The following is a 20,946-nucleotide window of genomic DNA, read 5'->3' on the forward strand; positions in this document are numbered from 1 at the left end:
TCATCGAAACAAGGGCAAGGCCACCACTGAAGCGCTGGTGATTTTGTCACGTAAACTCGCGCGTATTGCATACGCGCTGCTGAAGAGCGAGAAAGCATACGTCAGCAAAACTGCCTAAAAAACGTTGTTCGCAACCATAGAATCTCCCACATTAGGAATTTGTCGCCTTCAAGTTCGGGGTCACACCAAACCGCGCCCGATAATCACTCGGCGCCAGCCCGGTGATCTTCCTGAAAATCGCCCGAAACGCTCCCGGATCCTGATACCCCACTGTCCACGCAATGTGATCGATCGTGCCATTGGTGAACTCGAGCATCTCGCGCGCCTTGCCCACCCGCAGATGCTGACAATACTCGGTCGGCTTCAACCCGCTCGCCGCGCGAAACCGCCGCAGAAACGTGCGCTCCTCCAGCCCTGCACGCTCGGCCATCGCGGTCAGCGAAACATCCGTCGCGCCGGTGCTTTGCAGCCAATGCTGAACCTTGAGAATCGCCGCATCGCCATGACTGAGAATCGGCGCAAAATTGCTCCCGCACTCACTGGCACTGTCGCTGTGTTCGATCACCAGAAAACGCGCGGTACCGGTGGCGATGCTCGGCCCGAGCAGCCTGTCGACCAGGCGCAAGCCAAGCTCCGACCAGGCCATCAATCCAGCGGTAGTAATCAGGTCGCCGTCATCGACGATGGGCGTATCGGCTTTCAATTTGATCTTCGGGTATTGCTCGGCGAACGCCTTCGCCGACGTCCAGTGGGTGGTGGCGCTACGGCCATCGAGCAAACCGCTTTCCGCCAACATCAGCGAACCCACGCAGACACCGCCGAGCGTCGCGCCACGGGCATGTTGATCGCGCAACCACTGCGCAAGGCTGGGTGGCATGTTTGCCGAACTGAAGCCGCCAATTGACGGCGGAATCAGCACCGCCAGCAAATCGCTTTCGTCGCCCGGATGACTGTCGTAAACCCGCACGGGCGGCTGATCACCGTCGACCTGCCAATGACTGACCCGCAGCACCGGCAATTGCGCGGTCTGATGCTCAGCGGCAATGCGGTTGGCCACGCCGAACAGATCGGTCAAGCCATGCACCGCTGCCATCTGCGCGCCGGGATAAATCAGCACGCCGAGTTCAGCGATGGCGGCTTTTTCAACGCCCATTGTCAGTTTTCCCCTGTCTATTGTCGGTGCGGCCAATCCTCGAATCATCGGCCAGCGCCAATACTTGCACCACACCAACAAGCACTTCGAGGACACACCCATGGCCAAACAAGCACTCATCGTAGTCGATATCCAGAACGACTACTTCCCCCAAGGCAAGTGGCCGCTGGTCGGCGCGGATGCCGCCGCCGACAATGCCGTGCGACTGATTGCAGCGTTCCGTGAGGCGGGCGATTCGGTTGTGCACATCCGCCACGAATTCACTTCGCCGGATGCGCCGTTTTTCACTCCGGGTTCGGACGGCGCCAAGCTGCACCCGAAAGTGCTCAACCGCGCCGACGAGCCGGTCGTGCTCAAACACTTCGTCAATTCGTTTCGCGAGACTGAACTGCAATCGATCCTCGATGAGCAAGGCATCAAGGAGCTGGTGGTGGTCGGCAGCATGAGCCACATGTGCGTCGATGGCATCACTCGCGCGGCAGCGGATCTTGGCTACACCGTGACGGTGATTCACGACGCCTGCGCCAGCCGCGATCTGGAATTCAACGGCCTGACCGTGCCTGCCGCCCATGTACACGCTGCGTTCATGTCGGCACTGCGCTTTGCCTACGCCAGTGTGATCTCGACGGACGAATTTCTGTCGGCTGATCGCTAAGCAACACTTTGCAAACAGTCTATAAACAGAGGGCCCGCCACGTTGCGGGCCTTTTTTCGTCTGTCATAAAAAACTCACGCGTGAGTCATTGCTGGCATTTTGGATTGGTTGTAGTGTGGCTCACGCGTGAGATGTTCATAACCGAGTCATAGCCATGAAAAGCCGTTCCCCCACCGCGAAATCTGATAGTCCCAAGGGAGAGCGCGCGAAGGCGTCCGCAAAAAAACCGTCGAGCTTTTATATGAAGCAGATGCGTGCGGGCCTGGCCGCTGCCGGTTATGTGAAACACGAAACTTGGGTGCTTCCCGAAAACCGAAGCTTGCTCAAGCAAATGGAGCAACAGCTACGCCAACCGATTCTGGCTGGCTCTTTCATGTCGGAGAATTACATGAGCGCAGGCAACAACTGGAATATCGATAGCCTCTTCAACGCCCTCAAGGCCCTGGACGAGGTGGCTTCGCACGAGATCACGCTGTCGCTGATCCAGAGCTCCGAACCCAGCATCAAGCTGGAAATGAACGAATTCGGCGGTCTGCCGATTCACATCGCCGTCGCCGGTCAACAGATCATCGTTGACACCGTGCTGGTCGATATCGATTCGATCACCGACGTGCACGCCTTCAATGACGCCGTGTTGCGCAGCCGGGAAATGTTCCCGCTGTCGTCGATCGGTATCGAATCGATGCCCAACGGACAGACCGTTTACAACATGTTTGGCGCCCTCAGCGCCGACTCGAGCCTGACCAACGTCGTCACCGAGGTGAAAACCCTGGTCGACAACGTGCAGCGCGCGAGCGAAGCCTTCGAACACTTCTTCAAGTAATCAACAGGGAAAATCCAATGACTCAGTCCATCTGGAGCAAGTTGTTCACCGCGCTGCGCGGCGGCGCCAATGAAGTCGGCGAATCGATCGTCGACCAACAGGCCCTGCGCATCCTCGATCAGGAAATCCGCGATGCCGACACCGCCCTGTCGAACGCACGTCGCGAGCTGGTCACCATCATGGCCAAGCACAAACTGGCCGCCGACCGTGTGAGCGAGTACGACGCCAAGATCAAGGATCTCGAAGCCAAGGCTGTGTCGGCGTTGAACGCTGGCCGTGAAGATCTGGCGCTGGAAGTGGCCGAAGCGATTTCGACCTTGACCAACGACCTCGATGCCGAGAAAAAGCAGAGCGACGAGTTCGGTGTCTACGCCGAAAACATGCGCAAAGACATCAACAAGGCCGAAGCCCGCATCAAGAGCCTGCGCCAGCAAGTCGACATGGCCAAGGCCCGCGACAGCGTGCAAAAGGCTCAGGTCAGTGCATCCATCGCCAGCGGCGGCGCCAACGGCAAACTGGAAACTGCAGTGGGTACGCTGAACCGCCTGCAAGCCAAGCAGCAACAACGCGCTGCCGAACTGAGCGCTGCCGATGAACTGGCAGACGCCGCGGCCGGCAATGACCTGGATCGCAAGCTGCAAGAAGCCGGCATCACGCCGAACGCCGGCAGCGCCAATGCGATTCTTGAGCGCCTGAAGCAGAAATCCGCTCAGTAACATCGCAACCTGCCCTGTGTAGGAGCTGCCGAAGGCTGCGATCTTTTGATCTTGTCTTTAAAAACAAAATCAAAAGATCGCAGCCTTCGGCAGCTCCTACATGGGATCCCGGCCCGGTACACTAGCCACGCTTTTTCCGCCGACGAACACCTCCACCCGCCTCAAGGAACGTACCCATGGGATGGTTTAAAGATTTGCTGGGCACCAGCAACTGGCAGACCGCTGCGCCGACACCGACCGTTGCCAGTGGCCCACTCGGCATGGCCCAGGGCAAGGCTGTCAGGTTCGATACGACGCTGGCGCTGTTGCTCGACGGTTCGACCACGGTGCGTGTGCCCTTCGATCAAGCGATCTGGAGCGCCGGTTGGGTCGACCTCGGCCAGTCGAACAAACTGCACCGCTATTACATGAACGACGAGGATTTCTGGCTGCAGATCCACGTTACCGGCGACGACCAGATCGAATCGGTCACGCTGTTCAACTACCTCAGTTACGTGACCGTCAACAGTGACGCCGAACTGCAGCGCCTGGCCGGCCCTAACAGCGCGATCGGCCTGCCGACCTACACCCACGATGGCGTCGAGTACACCCGCGAATGGGGCACCGAACAGGGCCAGACCGAACTGGTGCCGATGACCGAACAAGTCATCAACCCGGACGAGTCCTACACCATCGAACACCACTCGATGCTTTACGCGCGCGAAACCGGCCTGACCGATCGCCGCGAATTGCTGCTGTTCTCCGTCGAACAGGACGAAGAAGGCACCGTCAGCCTGAGCACCTCTTTGGGTATCTCGCTGTACACGACTGATCTGAGCCCCATCTAAAAAAGGAAGTTTTTCATGCTGGAAGTGCTGGCCGTTTCCCTGAACAAAACCGCGCTGGTCGGTTTCGTCGTCTACCTGATCGGCGCCGTGCTGCTGTTCATGCTGTTCCAATTCGTCTACACCCGCATCACCCCGCACAAAGAGTTCGAGTTGATTCGCTCCGGCAACGTCGCCGCCGCCATCGCGCTGTCCGGTGCGATCATCGGTTTCGCGATCCCGGCCAGCAACGTGATCGCCTTCTCGGTCAACGTCCTCGACTTCGTCCTGTGGGCGGTGATTGCCGCTGTTGTGCAACTGCTGGCATTCCTCGCCACCGGCCTGGTGCTCAAGGGCACCTCGCAGCGCATTGCCAACGGTGAAATCGCTTCGGGCATTTACGTGGCAGCGGTCGCCATCAGCGTCGGCATGCTTAACGCCGCGTGCATGACCCCGTCCAACTGACCGGCAGGAAGCCCTCGATGAAACGCAGTAAATATGTGCAGTTGTCCCTCGCCGCGTCGGTGGCCATGGCCATCTCCGGTGAAGCGGCGGCGGTCGAGCAGCCGCGTAACTTCCAGAGCGTGGAACAGTGCGTCGATGCCGAAGTGGCTGCCGATGTCTGCTCCAACGCCTACGTCGCTGCCCTGACCGAACACCGGCGCATCGCCCCGGCGTACGACGACAAGGCCAAGTGCGACGCCGACTTCGCCGCCGATTGGTGTCAGAAAAATTCCGATGGCCGCTTCGTGCCGAAACTCGGCGGCTTCAAAGTGCCGCAGAACGGTGAACCGGCGCAGAACCTCGACGCCATCGCCGGCGCGCAAATGCCGGCAGGTGATGCCGCGCAGAATGTGCAAAACACTTCGCACACCTCCAGTGGCGGCGGCAGTGGCTGGCTGACCGGTTGGCTGATCGGCAACGCGATGAGCAACAACGTCAATCGCACGGTGTACCGCGATCGCGACACGCGCCAGCCCTACAACACTTCGACGCAATACCGCAGAGCCGAAACGACGACGCGCAGCCAGACGGATTACGAAAGCAGCAAAAGCAAACCGGTCAACGTTGCCTCGTCGACCTCGCGCGGCGGCTTCGGTAGCCAGTCGAGTGCTCGCAGCGGTTGGGGTGGCTGGGGCAGCAGTTCCGGTCGTTCGAGCAGCTGACGATGAAGAAAATCCTCTGCGCCGAGCGCCCGGACTGGAAACAGACCGCCGAAAGCCTCGGCTTTATGTTTCACACCATCGACGACGAGCCCTACTGGGACGAAAGCGCGTACTACCAGTTCACGCTCGCGCAGATCGAAAACGATCTTGAGGATCCGACCACCGAGCTGCACGAGATGTGCATTGATCTGGTCGACCGCGTGGTCAACAGCGAAGAGTTGCTGGATCGTCTGAGCATCCCTGCGCCGTACTACGACATGATCCGCACTTCTTGGCGCGAAGGTCATCCGCATCTGTACGGGCGCATGGACTTTTCCTACAGCGGCAACGGCCCGGCGAAACTGCTGGAGCTCAACTACGACACGCCGACCAGCCTGTACGAGGCAGCGGCGTTTCAGTGGGGCTGGCTGGAGCAATGCATCGAGCGCGGCACGCTGCCGGCGAATGCCGACCAGTTCAACAGCATCGACACCAAACTGCATCAAGCCTTTGCCGAAATGAAGCTGACGCGGCCGTTCTATTTCTCTTCGATGAGAGACTCGGTCGAAGACAAGGGCACCACCGATTACTTGCGGCTGATCGCAGAAAAAGTCGGCATCGAATCGCGGCACATCGACATTGAAGACATTGGCCTGACGGCTGAAGGTCGCTTTGTCGATCTGCAGGATCGCTGGATCCCGCACCTGTTCAAGCTGCACGCCTGGGAGTTCATCTTCCACGAACCTTTCGGGGCGGCGATTGCCGAGTGCGATACGCAGTTTTTTGAACCGGCGTGGAAGGCGATTCTGTCGAACAAAGGCGCGCTCCCTTTATTGTGGGAACTGCACAAGGGTCATCCGAACTTGCTCGCGGCGCACCTTGATCCAAACCCGGCCAGTGCGGTGCCCAAGGGTTGGGTGCGCAAGCCGTACTTTTCCCGTGAAGGCGCGAACATTGAGTTGCAGACGGCTGAAGGTCTGATCGTCAAAGAAGACGGGCCCTACACCGATGCGCCGTTTATCCTGCAGGAATTTGCGCCACTGCCGAAGTTTGGCGACAGCTACACGCTGATTGGTTCGTGGGTGATAGGCGATCAAGCCGCAGGCATTGGCGTGCGCGAAGACAACAGCCTGATCACCAAAGACTCGAGCCGCTTCCTGCCGCACCTGATTCTCGATTGAGCCATACGCCACTTTTCAGCCATAAAAAAACCGTAGCGCGTGAGCTCTACGGTTTTTTTTCGCCCTCGGTCAAGACAGCTCTGTCGAGCGTACCGGACGATCTGCCGGGAGTTTGTCCCTGGCGGTTTCCGACGTGCTCACACCAGCCATTCTGCGCCGTGCGATTTCCGCGCCGCGTCGACGCAGCGGAGTCTCGACAAAACGGTAGTTCAACTCGCTGCAGACCAACATGATCGCAAACGAGGTGAGCAACATTTCCACGGTGAACTCAGGCCCCAGTTCGACACCTCTGTCGCTGGCCACTCGACTCCAGATTTCGGTACTCAAGTGGTAGGCGAACATGTGTATGACGTACAAAGCGTAAGAACGCGAGCCTAGCCATTGGGCAATTCCACTCAAGAACGCCGGGCAGTAGACATAGCCTTTTTGATAACTGGAGAGCCAGACCAGAACCAATGCATTCAATGCGATCAGCCCCACCGCGATGGGCATGGCGATCAGTTGCCCGGCAATGGCCCCGAGCATGTACAGCAGGAACAGCGTCAACCCGAACCGTTTGATCAGGCTGGCGCCCAGCGCCACTGGCTCAATGTCTTTGTACAGTGAGGTGCGCGTGAACAGGCACAGAAGAATGCCCCACATCATCGCATCCAGACGGAACGAGAAGAGCATGGCCGCCGTTGGCCCGCCGAAGGCATAACGATTGAACGGGAACTGCACGGCAATCAGTGCGAGCAGGGCGATTACTCGCCAACGAGTGGATGTGATCAGCAGCAGAAACAGCGGGAAGATGAAGTAAAACTGCTCCTCCAGCGCCAGGCTCCAGTACACCGAGTTCGGCCCCAGCAGCACACCGTACTGGTTCGCCAGATTGCCGGTGAAGGTCGCGACGGCCGTGAAGCTGCGCAAATTATCGAACCACGACTGGAACGCATTCGACTGGTTGAAGAAGATCGAGAACGCCAGCGGAATCAATACCCACAGCCACGCGGTGGGCAGCAGACGGTAGGCCCGACGGATCCAGAACGAGGTGGCCGCGAGGCCGAATCGGCCCTGCTCACGATTTTTATCAAAATAATCGAGGTACGCTTTGCTGACCACGTAACCGGAAATACAGAAAAAAAGATCCACCCCTGACCACGGGGAAAACACATTGAACACTTTCTGCATGAAGTCGCTATGGAATGGCAACAACAACGAACTATGGGCCAACACCGTCATCAGGATGGCCACGCCGCGCAGATACTCGATTTCCTTGTTCTTGCTACTGCTCATCGTTTTCTCTTGTTTTTGTGATGGACGCAGCCCAGCTCCCCGGGATCCTGCTTTTGCAAAAAGGCGCCTGAATATCCAGTCGCAGGTACGGATCATGGTGCGACTGGCGGCAGCCTTCAAGACTCAGTGCGAAACTTTCCGTAACCAGACCAAACGACTCATCGGTCATGAGTTGAACGAGACGACATCTTTGGCCCGTCCAGAACGACAAAACCCCCGCAATGCGGGGGCTTCGAGGCTAAATCAAAGGTGATTCAGCGGGCAAATCAGAACGGGATATCGTCATCAAAGCTGTCGAAATCCGGAGCCGGTTGCGGTGCGGCCTGCTGAGGAGCCGGGGCCGAACGCTGTTGCGGAGCCGACTGCTGCGGACGCGGCGCCTGCTGGCGTGGAGCCGGAGCGGACTGCTGATAGTTGTTGCCACCGCCTTGCTGGTCGCCCTGTTGTGGACGGCCGCCGAGCAGTTGCATGGTGCCTTGCATGTCGACCACGATTTCGGTGGTGTAACGCTTGATACCGTCTTTTTCCCACTCACGGGTCTGCAGCTTGCCTTCGATGTAAACCTGCGAACCCTTGCGCAGGTATTCGCCGGCGATTTCGGCGACTTTGCCGAACATCGAAACACGGTGCCACTCGGTCTTTTCGACCTTCTGACCGGTTTGCTTGTCGGTCCACTGTTCGCTGGTTGCCAGACTCAGGTTGGTCACGGCGTTACCGTTAGGCAGGTAGCGAACTTCGGGATCCTGGCCGCAAGTGCCGACCAATATGACTTTGTTAACCCCACGGGCCATAACGTTCTCCTAGGCGTCGCAAGCAGCCCCGGCCGGGTTGTTCACCAGGCGTTCGAGGGTGTCGCGATCCACTAATTCTTTGTCCAGTTTGATGTAAACAGCCGCTTCATCAGCAACTATCACTGCATCGGTTACCCCTACGAGGGCCTTGAGGCGCTCGACCAGACCCGCTTCGCGGATCGCCTCGGGCGACAACGGCAAGCGCAGGCTCGTCACGTAGGGAGGTTCGCGCATGGTAACAGCAAAGGCCAGCCAAAGTGCAGCCAGCCCGGCACATCCAAGGAACACAACCGACAGACCGCCATGCTGAAACAACCAGCCGCCGAGTATCCCGCCAAGTGCCGAACCAAGGAACTGGCTGGTGGAATACACGCCCATGGCCGTGCCCTTCCCGCCCGCCGGTGAAACCTTGCTGATCAGCGACGGCAATGAAGCCTCCAGCAGATTGAACGCGGTGAAAAACACCACCGTGCCGATCACCAGAGCCCGCAAGCTGTCACCGAACTGCCAGAAGAATAGCTCAGTCAGCATCAGCGTCGTCACGGCGCCGAGCAAAACTCGTTTCATTTTGCGTTTCTTCTCGCCATAGATGATGAACGGGATCATGGCGAAGAACGAAACCAGCAACGCGGTGAGGTAGACCCACCAGTGCTGTTCCTTGGGCAAACCGGCTTTTTCGACCAGTGCCAGAGGCAGCGCGACGAAGCTCGACATCAACATGGCATGTAACACAAAGATGCCCAGATCGAGGCGCAGCAGATCAGGATGTTTGAGCGTCGGCATCAACGCCTGACGCGCCACACCGGATTCGCGGTGAGTCAGCGGCCCGGTCGATTTCGGCACCATGAACATGACGATGACGATGCCCACCAGCGCCATGCCACCGGTGGCGAGAAACAGTCCGGACAAGCCAAACGCACGGGTCAGCAATGGCCCGACGACCATGGCCACGGCGAACGACAGACCAATCGTCATGCCGATCATGGCCATCGCTTTGGTACGGTGCTGCTCGCGCGTCAGGTCAGACAACAATGCCATGACCGCTGCGGAAATCGCCCCGGCGCCTTGCAGGATTCGCCCGGCGATCACGCCCCAGATCGAATCGGCTTGAGAGGCCAGCACGCTGCCGAGGGCGAAGACGATCAGCCCGAGGTAAATAACCGGACGGCGGCCAATGCGGTCGGAAATGACCCCGAACGGGATCTGAAAAATCGCCTGGGTCAGGCCGTAAGCGCCGATGGCCAACCCGATCAGGGCCGGGGTCGCTCCCGCCAAATCCATGCCGTAGGTTGCCAGTACCGGCAACACCATGAACATGCCAAGCATACGGAAGGCGAACACCAGGGCCAGACCGCTCGCTGCGCGGGTCTCGCTGCCACTCATGCGTTCGCTGTGGGGATCGTGCATGGATAAACCTCGTGTGAACCGGCGGCGATTCTACCAGTCCCATCGAAAGACGGGGTAGATCGCGACGCTTTGACGCGTACAGATGAAACACTCTTCATTCAGGGCAAACAACGCTACGCTTGATAGTGTGCATCCATCCAGTATTTGCCCGTATACTCTTACGCTTTCGACGCCCGCCGAGCGAGGCCACTTTGGACAAGATCCTGATACGTGGGGCCCGTACCCACAACCTGAAGAACATCGACCTGACCCTGCCACGGGACAAACTGATCGTCATCACCGGCCTGTCCGGATCCGGCAAGTCGTCCCTGGCTTTCGACACACTGTACGCCGAAGGTCAGCGCCGCTATGTCGAATCGCTGTCGGCCTATGCCCGCCAGTTCCTGTCGATGATGGAAAAACCCGACGTCGACACCATTGAAGGCCTGTCGCCGGCGATTTCCATCGAACAGAAATCGACCTCGCACAACCCGCGATCCACGGTCGGCACCATCACCGAAATCTACGACTACCTGCGTCTGCTCTATGCACGCGTGGGTACGCCGCGCTGCCCGGATCACGATATTCCGCTGGAAGCGCAGACCGTCAGCCAGATGGTCGACCTGGTGCTGGCGCAGCCCGAAGGCAGCAAACTGATGCTGCTGGCGCCGGTGATCCGCGAACGTAAAGGCGAACACCTTTCAGTTTTCGAAGAGCTGCGGGCGCAAGGTTTCGTCCGCGCGCGCGTCAACGGGCGTATTTGTGAGCTCGACGAGCTGCCGAAACTGGATAAACAGAAGAAGCATTCAATTGACGTGATCGTCGACCGCTTTAAAGTGCGCGCCGATCTGCAACAGCGTCTGGCCGAATCGTTCGAAACCGCGCTGAAACTGGCAGACGGCATCGCACTGGTTGCGCCGATGGACGACGAGCCGGGCGAAGAGATGATTTTCTCCGCACGCTTCGCCTGCCCGATCTGCGGCCACGCGATCAGCGAGCTGGAACCGAAGCTGTTCTCCTTCAACAACCCGGCCGGCGCCTGCCCGACGTGCGATGGTCTGGGGGTGAAGCAGTTCTTCGACATCAAGCGACTGGTCAACGGCGAGCTGACCCTGGCCGAGGGCGCGATACGCGGCTGGGATCGGCGCAACGTCTATTACTTCCAGATGCTGGGTTCGCTGGCGTCGCACTACAAGTTCAGCCTGGAAAAACCGTTCAACGAACTGACCGCCGAGCAGCAGAAACAAATCCTGCATGGCAGCGGCTCGCAGAACGTCGACTTCAAATATTTGAACGACCGTGGCGATATCGTCAAACGTTCACACCCGTTCGAAGGCATCGTGCCGAATCTGGAACGTCGCTACCGCGAGACCGAATCGGCGAGCGTGCGCGAAGAGTTGGCCAAGTTCCTCAGCACCCAGTCCTGCCCGGACTGCCGTGGCACGCGTCTACGGCGTGAAGCACGCCATGTGTGGGTCGGCGAGAAGACATTGCCAGCGGTGACGAATCTGCCGATCGGCGATGCCTGCGTGTACTTCGGCGAACTGAAGATGACCGGGCGTCGCGGCGAGATCGCTGACAAGATTCTCAAGGAAATCCGCGAGCGTCTGCAGTTCCTCGTTAACGTCGGTCTGGACTATCTGTCGCTGGATCGCAGCGCCGACACCCTGTCCGGCGGCGAAGCACAGCGTATTCGTCTGGCCAGCCAGATCGGTGCCGGCCTCGTCGGTGTTTTGTACATCCTCGATGAACCGTCGATTGGTCTGCACCAACGTGACAACGATCGCCTGCTCGGCACGCTCAAACATCTGCGTGACATCGGCAACACGGTGATCGTGGTTGAGCACGACGAAGATGCGATTCGTCTGGCCGACTATGTCGTGGATATTGGCCCGGGCGCCGGTGTGCACGGCGGGCAGATTGTTGCCGAAGGTACACCGGCCGAGGTCATGGCGCACCCGGATTCCCTGACCGGTAAATACCTGTCGGGCCGGGTGAAGATTGAAGTGCCGGCCAAACGTACGCCACGCAACAAGAAGCTGACCCTGTCGCTCAAGGGCGCGCGCGGTAACAACTTGCGCAATGTCGATCTGGAAATCCCGATCGGCCTGCTGACCTGCGTGACTGGCGTGTCCGGCTCGGGCAAATCGACGCTGATCAACAACACGCTGTTTCCGCTGAGCGCCACCGCACTTAACGGCGCGACGACGCTGGAAGCCGCCGCGCATGACAGCATCAAGGGCCTGGAACATCTCGATAAAGTTGTCGACATCGACCAAAGCCCGATCGGTCGTACGCCGCGCTCCAACCCGGCGACGTACACCGGGCTGTTCACGCCAATACGCGAACTGTTTGCCGGCGTGCCCGAGTCGCGCTCCCGTGGTTATGGCCCGGGGCGTTTCTCGTTCAACGTCAAGGGCGGTCGCTGCGAGGCGTGCCAGGGCGACGGTCTGATCAAGGTCGAAATGCACTTCTTGCCGGACATCTATGTGCCGTGCGACGTGTGCAAGAGCAAGCGCTACAACCGCGAAACCCTTGAGATCAAATACAAGGGCAAGAATATCCACGAAACCCTCGAAATGACCATCGAGGAAGCGCGGGTGTTCTTCGATGCGGTGCCAGCGCTGGCGCGCAAGCTGCAAACGTTAATGGATGTCGGCCTGTCGTACATCAAGCTCGGGCAGTCGGCGACCACGTTGTCTGGCGGTGAAGCGCAGCGCGTCAAGCTGTCCCGCGAGCTGTCGAAGCGTGACACAGGCAAAACTCTGTACATCCTCGACGAGCCGACCACAGGCCTGCACTTCGCGGATATCCAGCAATTGCTCGACGTGCTGCATCGCCTGCGCGATCACGGCAACACCGTGGTGGTGATCGAGCACAACCTCGACGTGATCAAGACGGCCGACTGGCTGGTCGATCTCGGGCCGGAGGGTGGTTCCAAGGGTGGGCAGATCATCGCCGTGGGTACGCCGGAGCAAGTGGCCGAGATGAAACAATCTCACACTGGCCATTACCTCAAACCGTTGCTGATCCGCGATCGGGCTTAAACGCCGGGCATGAAAAAGCCCCTGTCACTTCAACAGTGACAGGGGCTTTTTTGTACCTACTGCGATCAGGAGGTGTGCGATTGCAGGTAGTTCTCGAGACCGATCAGTTTGATCAGGCCCAACTGCTTTTCCAGCCAGTAGGTGTGATCTTCTTCGGTGTCGTTCAACTGCACCCGCAGGATCTCGCGGCTGACGTAGTCTTTGTGCTGCTCGCACAGCTCAATGCCTTTGCACAGCGCTGCACGAACTTTGTACTCAAGGCGCAGATCCGCTTCGAGCATCTCCGGCACAGTACTGCCGACATCCAGATCATCCGGACGCATGCGCGGTGTGCCTTCGAGCATCAGAATGCGGCGCATCAACGCATCAGCGTGACCCGCTTCTTCTTCCATCTCGTGATTGATTCGCTCGTAGAGCTTGGTGAACCCCCAGTCCTCATACATCCGCGAATGAACGAAATATTGATCACGCGCGGCCAGTTCGCCGGTCAGCAACGTGTTGAGGTAATCGATTACGTCTGGGTGGCCTTGCATCGCCCTACATCTCCCTACTTGAAAGGCTGTAGTTTGAACCAACCTGACCGGAAGGTCACCCTTTTAGCGCAATAAAAGCGAAGATATTCTGAGAAAAGCAGCCTAAATAACGCAAAAACCGCCCAAATGAGGGCGGTTCTGCTTCTCGTTTAGACTTCGTTAAGCTGTACGTTGAGCAGCTTTGCGATTGCTTCTCCATACGCCGGATCGGCTTTGTAGAAATGCTGCAACTGGCGATCAACGACATCGCTCGAAACACCACTCAGTGCACCGGCGATGTTGCTGACCAGCAGTGCTCTTTGATCGTCGCTCATCAACCGGAACAGCGCACCGGCGTGGCTGTAGTAATCGGTGTCTTCGCGGTGATCGTAACGGTCAGCCGCACCGTTCAGGGCCAGCGCAGGCTCGGCGTAATGCGGAGCTTGTTTCGGCGATTCGATGTAGCTGTTCGGCTCGTAATTCGGTGCTGCGCCGCCATTGCTGCCGAACGCCATCGAACCGTCGCGCTGGTAAGTATTCACCGGGCTGCGTGGCGCGTTCACCGGCAGTTGCTGGTGATTGGTGCCTACGCGGTAGCGATGCGCATCGGCGTAAGCGAAGACGCGACCTTGCAGCATGCGATCCGGCGACAGACCGACACCTGGCACCATATTGCTTGGGCCGAACGCGGCTTGTTCAACTTCAGCGAAGTAGTTCTGCGGGTTGCGATTCAGTTCCAGCTCGCCCACTTCGATCAGCGGGAATTCTTTCTGCGACCAGGTTTTGGTCACGTCGAACGGGTTCTCGTAATGCGCCGCCGCTTGCGCCTCGGTCATGATCTGAATGCACACGCGCCATTTCGGGAAATCACCACGCTCGATCGCTTCGAACAGATCGCGCTGGGCGTAATCCGGATCTGTGCCGGCAATACGGGCAGCATCCGCAGGTGCCAGATTCTTGATGCCTTGTTTTGTCTTGTAGTGCCACTTCACCCAGTGACGCTCGCCTTGCGCGCTGATGAGGCTGTAAGTGTGGCTGCCGAAGCCGTGCATGTGGCGGTAGCCGTCAGGAATGCCGCGATCGGAGAACAGAATGGTCACCTGGTGCAGCGCCTCAGGCGAATGCGACCAGAAGTCCCACATCATCTGCGCGCTCTTCAGATTGCTTTGCGGCAGCCGCTTTTGCGTGTGAATGAAGTCCGGGAATTTCAGAGGATCACGGATGAAGAACACCGGGGTGTTGTTGCCAACGATGTCCCAGTTGCCTTCCTCGGTATAGAACTTCAGCGCGAAGCCACGTGGATCTCGCTCGGTGTCGGCCGAACCACGTTCGCCACCCACGGTAGAGAAACGCAGGAACGTCGGGGTTTGTTTGCCTACAGATTCAAACAGTTTGGCGCTGGTGTACTCGGTGATATCACGAGTGACAGTGAACGTGCCGTAAGCGCCCGAGCCTTTAGCGTGGACACGACGTTCAGGAATGTTTTCACGATTGAAGTGAGCAAGTTTCTCGAGCAGGTGGAAATCGTCGAGAAGCAGCGGGCCACGTGGGCCGGCGGAGCGAGAATTCTGGTTATCAGCGACAGGTGCGCCACTGGCGGTCGTAAGCGTTTTGATCTGGCTCATACGGTCTTCTTCCTCTGTCAGTCTTGGAACTGCCGGCTAATCGGCTTGGTGGGAAGTATTGATCATCGACGTGAGAGCCACAAATTCATTAACTCGTGCACATCGATAGATAATTACTAATTATGATTCCCGGCCCATGGTGACAGCTGACCTATGTCAGAAGCTTGTACGAACAGCGCATTTTTCATGCAGACACAAAAAACCGGGCACTAGGCCCGGTTCTTTGTTTCAGACTGACGTCTTACTCGGCGGATACAGCTTCGCCAGCAGTAGCACGATCAACCAACTCGACGTACGCCATAGGCGCGTTGTCGCCAGTGCGGAAACCGCACTTGAGGATGCGCAGGTAGCCACCCTCACGGGTAGCGTAACGCTTGCCCAGGTCGTTGAAGAGCTTACCAACGATGGCTTTCGAACGAGTACGGTCGAATGCCAGACGGCGGTTAGCCAGGCTGTCTGTCTTGGCCAGAGTGATCAGCGGCTCAGCAACGCGACGCAGTTCTTTGGCTTTCGGCAGTGTAGTTTTGATCAGCTCGTGCTCGAACAGCGACACCGCCATGTTTTGGAACATGGCCTTGCGGTGCGAGCTGGTGCGGCTCAGGTGACGACCACTTTTACGATGACGCATGGTTCATTCCTTACCAAACACTACGTTCGGTGATTACGACGATCAGGCAGTCGCCTTGTCGTCCTTCTTAAGACTTGCAGGCGGCCAGTTGTCGAGGCGCATGCCGAGGGACAGACCGCGGGAGGCCAGAACGTCCTTGATTTCAGTCAAGGATTTCTTGCCCAGGTTCGGAGTCTTCAACAGCTCTACTTCGGTACGCTGAATCAGGTCACCGATGTAGTAGATGTTTTCCGCCTTAAGGCAGTTAGCCGAACGTACAGTCAGTTCCAGATCGTCAACCGGGCGAAGCAGGATCGGATCGATCTCGTCTTCCTGCTCGACAACCACTGGCTCACTGTCACCTTTGAGGTCGACGAACGCAGCCAACTGCTGTTGCAGGATGGTTGCAGCGCGGCGAATAGCCTCTTCAGGATCCAGAGTACCGTTGGTTTCCAGATCAATAACCAGCTTGTCCAGGTTAGTACGCTGCTCGACACGGGCGTTTTCCACCACGTATGCGATACGGCGAACCGGGCTGAACGAAGAGTCAAGCTGCAAGCGACCGATGCTGCGGCTTTCGTCTTCATCGCTCTGACGCGAGTCTGCTGGTTCATAACCACGACCACGAGCTACGGTGAGCTTCATGTTCAGGGCGCCGTTAGACGCCAGGTTAGCGATTACGTGATCGGGATTAACGATCTCGACATCATGATCCAGCTGAATATCGGCAGCGGTAACCACCCCCGAACCCTTCTTCGACAAGGTCAGCGTAACTTCGTCACGACCGTGCAGCTTGATAGCCAGACCTTTAAGGTTCAACAGGATTTCAATTACGTCTTCCTGTACACCTTCGATGGCGCTGTACTCGTGGAGTACACCGTCAATCTCGGCCTCGACTACTGCGCAGCCGGGCATTGAGGACAACAGGATGCGTCGCAGCGCGTTGCCCAGGGTGTGGCCAAAACCACGCTCGAGAGGCTCGAGAGTGATCTTGGCGCGGGTTGGACTGACAACCTGCACATCAATATGGCGGGGTGTCAGGAACTCATTTACCGAAATCTGCATGGATGCACCTATTTTCTAGCCCTTACTTGGAGTAGAGCTCGACAATCAGGCTTTCGTTGATGTCGGCGGACAGATCACTGCGAGCAGGAACGTTCTTGAAAACGCCCGACTTCTTCTCAGTGTCTACTTCTACCCATTCTACGCGGCCACGTTGGGCACACAGATCGAGAGCTTGGACAATGCGAAGTTGGTTTTTTGCTTTTTCGCGAACTGCAACCACGTCACCAGCACGAACCTGATACGACGGAACGTTTACGGTCTGACCGTTAACGCTGATCGACTTGTGCGATACCAGCTGACGGGATTCGGCACGAGTCGAACCAAAGCCCATACGGTATACAACGTTGTCCAGACGGCATTCGAGCAGTTGCAGCAGGTTTTCACCGGTTGCACCTTTCTTGCCAGCAGCTTCTTTGTAGTAGCCGCTGAATTGACGCTCGAGAACGCCGTAGATACGACGGACCTTCTGCTTTTCACGCAGTTGGGTGCCGTAATCGGACTGGCGACCGCGGCGTTGGCCGTGGATACCAGGTGCTGCTTCAATGTTGCACTTCGATTCGATCGCGCGCACGCCGCTCTTCAGGAAGAGATCGGTGCCTTCGCGACGAGCGAGTTTGCATTTTGGACCAATGTAACGAGCCATTCTTTACAATCTCCTGGATTACACGCGGCGCTTCTTCGGCGGACGGCACCCGTTGTGCGGGATTGGCGTCACGTCGGTGATGCTGGCGATCTTATAGCCACAGCCGTTCAATGCACGGACAGCAGACTCACGACCTGGACCTGGACCTTTGACGTTAACGTCGAGGTTTTTCAGGCCATATTCCAGCGCAGCTTGACCAGCACGTTCAGCAGCTACTTGAGCAGCAAACGGGGTGGACTTGCGGGAACCGCGGAAACCCGAACCACCGGAGGTAGCCCAAGAAAGCGCGTTACCTTGACGGTCGGTGATGGTCACGATTGTGTTGTTAAAAGAAGCATGGATGTGGGCGATGCCATCAACCACTGTCTTTTTAACTTTTTTACGAGGACGAGCAGCAGGTTTTGCCATGATTAATTTCCTGTCGATTCGCGTGGGCGATTACTTGCGGATCGGCTTACGCGGACCTTTACGGGTACGCGCGTTAGTCTTGGTACGCTGACCGCGTACTGGAAGACCACGACGATGACGCAGACCACGGTAGCAACCGAGGTCCATCAAACGCTTGATTTTCATGTTGATTTCGCGACGCAGGTCACCTTCAGTGGTGAACTTCGCCACTTCGCCACGCAATTGCTCAATCTGCTCATCGCTCAGATCTTTGATCTTTGCGGCTGGGTTTACCCCAGTCACTGCGCAAATTTTCTGCGCAGTAGTGCGACCAACACCATAGATGTAGGTCAGCGAGATAACAGTGTGCTTGTTATCTGGAATGTTAACGCCTGCAATACGGGCCATTCAGTGGGACTCCAATTGACAGCTACCTACGCCCCGGAAGCCAAGAAATAGGGCGCGAGATAATATCGCTGTAATAACAAATAATCAACCCGGCAGCGCACTAGCTGCCGGGCTTCAAGCGGATCACACTCAGCCTTGGCGCTGTTTGTGACGCGGTTCCGCGCTGCAAATTACTCGAACAACACCTTCGCGGCGAATAATCTTGCAGTTACGGCACAGCTTTTTCACCGATGCACGAACTTTCATCACCAACTCCTCGAACCTTATGGGGTACTCAGCGCAACATGCCGCTGCCGTAGCCCTTCAGGTTGGCTTTCTTCATCAGGGATTCGTACTGGTGCGAAACGAGGTGCGATTGTACTTGGGACATGAAGTCCATCACAACCACGACCACGATCAGCAACGAGGTCCCGCCAAGGTAGAACGGTACGTTTGCTGCGACCACCAGGAACTGGGGAAGCAGGCACACGGCCGTCATGTAAAGAGCACCGAACATGGTCAAGCGAGTCAGAACGCCATCAATGTAGCGCGCAGACTGCTCACCTGGACGGATGCCCGGAATAAAGGCACCGGACTTCTTCAGGTTTTCCGCTACGTCTTTCGGATTGAACATCAACGCCGTATAGAAGAAGCAGAAGAAAATAATCCCTGCACTAAACAGCAGAATATTCAACGGCTGACCAGGAGCGATCGACTGCGAGATGTCCTGCAACCAGCCCATACCTTCAGACTGACCAAACCAGGCACCCAACGAAGCCGGAAACAGCAAAATGCTGCTCGCGAAAATAGCTGGAATAACACCAGCCATGTTCACTTTCAGCGGCAAGTGGCTTGTCTGCGCAGCAAAAACCTTGCGGCCCTGCTGACGCTTGGCGTAGTGAACAGCAATACGACGCTGACCACGCTCAATGAACACCACGAAACCGATAATCGCTACTGCCAGCAAACCGATGGCAACCAGGGCGAAGATGTTGATATCACCCTGACGTGCAGACTCGAAAGACTGCCCGATTGCTCTCGGAAGACCGGCGACGATACCCGAAAAAATCAACATCGAGATACCGTTACCTACACCGCGCTCAGTAATCTGCTCACCCAGCCACATCATGAACATCGCACCAGCCACAAACGTGGATACCGCGACGAAATGGAAGCCAAAGTCACCAGTGAACGCAACGCCCTGCCCCGCCAGACCTATGGACATGCCAATAGCCTGAACAAGAGCGAGGACGACGGTGCCGTAGCGGGTGTACTGGCTGATCTTGCGACGGCCAGCTTCACCTTCCTTCTTCAACTGCTCCAGCTGCGGGCTGACGGCGGTCATCAGTTGCATGATGATCGATGCCGAAATGTACGGCATGATCCCCAGTGCAAAGATGCTCATCCGCTCCAGCGCGCCGCCGGAGAACATGTTGAACAAGCTAAGAATGGTCCCCTCATTCTGTCGAAACAGGTCTGCGAGTCGGTCCGGGTTAATACCTGGAACCGGGATGTGTGCGCCTATTCGGTAGACGATAATCGCCAGGAACAGAAAACGCAGACGAGCCCAGAGTTCAGACATACCGCCTTTGCCGAGCGCAGAGAGAGCACCTTGCTTAGCCATTTATTCCTCGAACTTGCCGCCAGCTGCTTCGATAGCCGAACGCGCACCTTTGGTGGCGCCGATTCCCTTGCCGATAGTGACAGCGCGAGTCACTTCACCGGACAGCATGATTTTCACACGCTGTACGTTGACGTTGATCACGTTGGCATCTTTCAGGGACTGCACGGTAACGATGTCGCCTTCCACTTTAGCCAGCTCGGACAAACGCACTTCTGCGCGATCCATGGCCTTCAGGGAAACGAAACCGAACTTCGGCAGACGACGATGCAGCGGCTGTTGACCGCCTTCAAAGCCTGGAGCAATAGTGCCACCGGAGCGGGAGGTTTGACCTTTGTGGCCGCGGCCACCAGTCTTACCCAAACCGCTACCGATACCACGGCCCGGACGATGCTTTTCGCGACGGGAACCCGGCGCTGGACTCAGATCATTGAGTTTCATCGATTAACCCTCGACACGCAGCATGTAGTAAGCCTTGTTGATCATCCCGCGATTCTCGGGAGTATCCTGGACTTCTACAGTGTGACCGATGCGACGCAGACCCAGACCCTTAACGCACAGTTTGTGGTTAGGGATGCGGCCGGTCATGCTTTTGATCAGCGTTACTTTAACGGTAGCCATGATCAGAAGATCTCCTTGACGCTTTTGCCACGCTTGGCGGCAATGGATTCAGGAGATTGCATAGCTTTCAAACCTTTGAAAGTGGCGTGAACCACGTTTACCGGGTTAGTCGAGCCGTAGCACTTGGCCAGAACGTTCTGAACGCCAGCAACTTCGAGGACAGCACGCATAGCGCCGCCAGCGATGATACCGGTACCTTCAGAAGCAGGCTGCATGTACACCTTCGAAGCGCCGTGACCGGACTTCATTGCGTACTGCAGAGTGGTGCCGTTCAGGTCAACTTGGATCATGTTGCGGCGAGCAGCTTCCATTGCCTTCTGGATCGCAGCAGGCACTTCACGTGACTTGCCACGGCCGAAGCCAACACGCCCTTTACCATCACCAACCACGGTCAACGCGGTGAAAGTGAAGATACGGCCGCCTTTAACGGTTTTGGCTACGCGGTTAACTTGAACCAGCTTCTCAATGTAGCCTTCGTCGCGCTTTTGGTCGTTATTTGACAT

General features: G+C 57.4%; 24 protein-coding genes and 1 pseudogene. 9 read left to right on the forward strand and 16 right to left on the reverse strand.

Annotated features, from left to right (window positions below):
* Positions 1–118, forward strand: a pseudogene (locus GVL50_RS29130) (IS110 family transposase); the annotation flags it as partial.
* 33 nt (positions 119–151) lie between these two features.
* On the opposite strand, the gene GVL50_RS20520 reads toward GVL50_RS29130, so the two are convergent.
* Entirely contained in the window at positions 152–1,153 is a 1,002-nt protein-coding gene (locus GVL50_RS20520) for a GlxA family transcriptional regulator (RefSeq protein ID WP_159814922.1), read from the reverse strand.
* Positions 1,154–1,253: 100 nt separating this feature from the next.
* Here GVL50_RS20520 and GVL50_RS20525 point away from each other — a divergent pair, with 100 nt between their 5' ends.
* The 7 genes from GVL50_RS20525 to GVL50_RS20555 all read left to right on the forward strand — a co-directional run bounded on the left by GVL50_RS20525 (position 1,254) and on the right by GVL50_RS20555 (position 6,476).
* A complete protein-coding gene (locus GVL50_RS20525; RefSeq protein WP_159814923.1) occupies positions 1,254–1,808 on the forward strand; it encodes a cysteine hydrolase family protein in 555 nt (184 codons plus the stop codon).
* Between the two features lie 241 nt (positions 1,809–2,049).
* Positions 2,050–2,631 carry a YjfI family protein gene (locus tag GVL50_RS20530; protein WP_246542012.1) on the forward strand — a complete coding sequence of 194 codons (582 nt, stop codon included), beginning with the start codon at positions 2,050–2,052 and terminating at the stop codon, positions 2,629–2,631.
* Positions 2,632–2,648: 17 nt separating this feature from the next.
* Positions 2,649–3,347, forward strand: coding sequence for a PspA/IM30 family protein (locus tag GVL50_RS20535; RefSeq protein WP_159814924.1), 699 nt, complete (start codon positions 2,649–2,651; stop codon positions 3,345–3,347).
* A gap of 176 nt (positions 3,348–3,523) precedes the next feature.
* The gene (locus tag GVL50_RS20540; RefSeq protein ID WP_053124297.1) at positions 3,524–4,174 is read left to right on the forward strand and encodes a DUF2491 family protein; all 651 of its coding nucleotides are present in this window, start codon (positions 3,524–3,526) and stop codon (positions 4,172–4,174) included.
* Positions 4,175–4,189: 15 nt separating this feature from the next.
* Complete coding sequence (locus tag GVL50_RS20545; protein WP_053124298.1) at positions 4,190–4,615, forward strand: DUF350 domain-containing protein; 426 nt, start codon at positions 4,190–4,192, stop codon at positions 4,613–4,615.
* A gap of 17 nt (positions 4,616–4,632) precedes the next feature.
* On the forward strand, positions 4,633–5,316 hold the full coding sequence (locus tag GVL50_RS20550) for a DUF1190 domain-containing protein (protein WP_053124299.1): 684 nt from the start codon (positions 4,633–4,635) through the stop codon (positions 5,314–5,316).
* A 2-nt stretch (positions 5,317–5,318) separates the two neighbouring features.
* Complete coding sequence (locus GVL50_RS20555; RefSeq protein ID WP_159814925.1) at positions 5,319–6,476, forward strand: glutathionylspermidine synthase family protein; 1,158 nt, start codon at positions 5,319–5,321, stop codon at positions 6,474–6,476.
* A 69-nt stretch (positions 6,477–6,545) separates the two neighbouring features.
* On the opposite strand, the gene GVL50_RS20560 is transcribed toward GVL50_RS20555, so the two are convergent.
* The 3 genes from GVL50_RS20560 to GVL50_RS20570 form a co-directional block, all read right to left on the reverse strand.
* Positions 6,546–7,751 (reverse strand): acyltransferase, encoded by a 1,206-nt coding sequence (locus tag GVL50_RS20560; RefSeq protein ID WP_082341493.1) that lies wholly within the window; start codon positions 7,749–7,751, stop codon positions 6,546–6,548.
* A 266-nt stretch (positions 7,752–8,017) separates the two neighbouring features.
* Complete coding sequence (locus tag GVL50_RS20565) at positions 8,018–8,542, reverse strand: single-stranded DNA-binding protein (RefSeq protein ID WP_008081898.1); 525 nt, start codon at positions 8,540–8,542, stop codon at positions 8,018–8,020.
* A 9-nt stretch (positions 8,543–8,551) separates the two neighbouring features.
* A complete protein-coding gene (locus GVL50_RS20570) occupies positions 8,552–9,949 on the reverse strand; it encodes an MFS transporter (protein WP_053124304.1) in 1,398 nt (465 codons plus the stop codon).
* 191 nt (positions 9,950–10,140) lie between these two features.
* On the opposite strand from GVL50_RS20570, the gene uvrA reads away from it, so the two are divergent.
* Positions 10,141–12,975 carry an excinuclease ABC subunit UvrA gene (gene uvrA, locus GVL50_RS20575; RefSeq protein WP_008081903.1) on the forward strand — a complete coding sequence of 945 codons (2,835 nt, stop codon included), beginning with the start codon at positions 10,141–10,143 and terminating at the stop codon, positions 12,973–12,975.
* 65 nt (positions 12,976–13,040) lie between these two features.
* Here uvrA and bfr read toward each other — a convergent pair whose 3' ends face one another.
* The 12 genes from bfr to rpsE all read right to left on the reverse strand — a co-directional run bounded on the left by bfr (position 13,041) and on the right by rpsE (position 20,946).
* On the reverse strand, positions 13,041–13,508 hold the full coding sequence (gene bfr, locus GVL50_RS20580) for a bacterioferritin (RefSeq protein ID WP_053124309.1): 468 nt from the start codon (positions 13,506–13,508) through the stop codon (positions 13,041–13,043).
* Positions 13,509–13,657: 149 nt separating this feature from the next.
* Positions 13,658–15,112, reverse strand: a complete 1,455-nt coding sequence (locus tag GVL50_RS20585; RefSeq protein WP_159814926.1) for a catalase — start codon at positions 15,110–15,112, stop codon at positions 13,658–13,660.
* A gap of 241 nt (positions 15,113–15,353) precedes the next feature.
* Positions 15,354–15,740: a 50S ribosomal protein L17 gene (gene rplQ, locus GVL50_RS20590; protein WP_007918448.1), complete on the reverse strand. Its 387-nt coding sequence runs from the start codon at positions 15,738–15,740 to the stop codon at positions 15,354–15,356.
* A 42-nt stretch (positions 15,741–15,782) separates the two neighbouring features.
* Entirely contained in the window at positions 15,783–16,784 is a 1,002-nt protein-coding gene (rpoA, locus tag GVL50_RS20595) for a DNA-directed RNA polymerase subunit alpha (protein ID WP_003186012.1), read from the reverse strand.
* Positions 16,785–16,806: 22 nt separating this feature from the next.
* Positions 16,807–17,427 (reverse strand): 30S ribosomal protein S4, encoded by a 621-nt coding sequence (rpsD, locus tag GVL50_RS20600; RefSeq protein ID WP_003176404.1) that lies wholly within the window; start codon positions 17,425–17,427, stop codon positions 16,807–16,809.
* An 18-nt stretch (positions 17,428–17,445) separates the two neighbouring features.
* Positions 17,446–17,835, reverse strand: coding sequence for a 30S ribosomal protein S11 (gene rpsK / locus GVL50_RS20605; RefSeq protein ID WP_002555466.1), 390 nt, complete (start codon positions 17,833–17,835; stop codon positions 17,446–17,448).
* 30 nt (positions 17,836–17,865) lie between these two features.
* A complete protein-coding gene (gene rpsM, locus GVL50_RS20610; RefSeq protein WP_003186020.1) occupies positions 17,866–18,222 on the reverse strand; it encodes a 30S ribosomal protein S13 in 357 nt (118 codons plus the stop codon).
* Between the two features lie 129 nt (positions 18,223–18,351).
* Complete coding sequence (rpmJ, locus tag GVL50_RS20615) at positions 18,352–18,468, reverse strand: 50S ribosomal protein L36 (protein ID WP_002555468.1); 117 nt, start codon at positions 18,466–18,468, stop codon at positions 18,352–18,354.
* Between the two features lie 28 nt (positions 18,469–18,496).
* On the reverse strand, positions 18,497–19,825 hold the full coding sequence (gene secY / locus GVL50_RS20620; RefSeq protein WP_003228718.1) for a preprotein translocase subunit SecY: 1,329 nt from the start codon (positions 19,823–19,825) through the stop codon (positions 18,497–18,499).
* The gene (gene rplO / locus GVL50_RS20625) at positions 19,826–20,263 is read right to left on the reverse strand and encodes a 50S ribosomal protein L15 (RefSeq protein ID WP_042561340.1); all 438 of its coding nucleotides are present in this window, start codon (positions 20,261–20,263) and stop codon (positions 19,826–19,828) included.
* A 3-nt stretch (positions 20,264–20,266) separates the two neighbouring features.
* The gene (rpmD, locus tag GVL50_RS20630) at positions 20,267–20,443 is read right to left on the reverse strand and encodes a 50S ribosomal protein L30 (protein ID WP_003176408.1); all 177 of its coding nucleotides are present in this window, start codon (positions 20,441–20,443) and stop codon (positions 20,267–20,269) included.
* A 2-nt stretch (positions 20,444–20,445) separates the two neighbouring features.
* Positions 20,446–20,946 (reverse strand): 30S ribosomal protein S5, encoded by a 501-nt coding sequence (rpsE, locus tag GVL50_RS20635; RefSeq protein WP_007943782.1) that lies wholly within the window; start codon positions 20,944–20,946, stop codon positions 20,446–20,448.

Source organism: Pseudomonas sp. 18058 (assembly GCF_902706155.1).
GTDB classification, from domain to species: domain Bacteria; phylum Pseudomonadota; class Gammaproteobacteria; order Pseudomonadales; family Pseudomonadaceae; genus Aquipseudomonas; species Aquipseudomonas rustica.